This window comes from Bartonella sp. AA1HLJMS (assembly GCF_042197445.1).
Classification (GTDB): Bacteria; Pseudomonadota; Alphaproteobacteria; order Rhizobiales; family Rhizobiaceae; genus Bartonella.
This window is the reverse complement of the sequence record NZ_JBHIRW010000285.1, coordinates 1-658: the sequence shown is the minus strand read 5'-3', so window position 1 is coordinate 658 and position 658 is coordinate 1. Positions and strand designations below refer to the sequence as shown.

The window sequence follows — 658 nt, the reverse complement described above, 5'->3', positions numbered from 1 at the left end:
GCAAAAAGCCCTTTGTGCCCTTTCAAACCATTGATAATACCGTCCAATCGATCATCACTAATCAGTGGTTTGGAACCGTCAAAATCGGTGTTTTTAACACCAGCCAACCCCTTATCGCCAGAGCTTAAGCCAACTTGCTCACCCCCCTCACGCACCGCATGATTGTCAATATAGCCTGTCAACTTGGCATCAAGCGTGCCACCAGCTTCAATCGTGCCGTAAACAGCATCATAAGTGCGGACGGTTGTTTTGGTATCAGTAGTACTGCCATAATATGTTATGCCTGTAATACTACACCCTCCTAATAATGTGTGGCAATGTTTCTTCCTGCGATGTGTTTCAGTTACAATCTTTGTTGTTTCGGTTAAATCGCGCCCCTCATTGAGCAGCGTATCACCCTGCATCTCAATGTTGCCATTAGCAGCAATCAAACTGTAGCTATTACGGATATCGCCGGCATGAACCGTGAGATGACGTCCTACTAAAATCTGTGCAGCTCCATTGGTAAAATGAGGCTGCTGACGAATGATCGTAGTGTCAACATCTTCCTTTATCTGGTGGTGTCTAACCTCGGTTTTTTTCCATTCTCCTCGCACGTAACTGTGAGAAACCACTTTATCGCTAACTTCAACTCCACCTTCACGCATGTTGGTAAGCG

1 protein-coding gene is annotated in these 658 nt (G+C 45.6%); it reads right to left on the bottom strand.

The features are described 5' to 3' along the window. The coding region (locus ACFIQE_RS11240) for a hypothetical protein (RefSeq protein ID WP_375707785.1) at window positions 1–658 on the bottom strand (658 nt) is incomplete at both ends.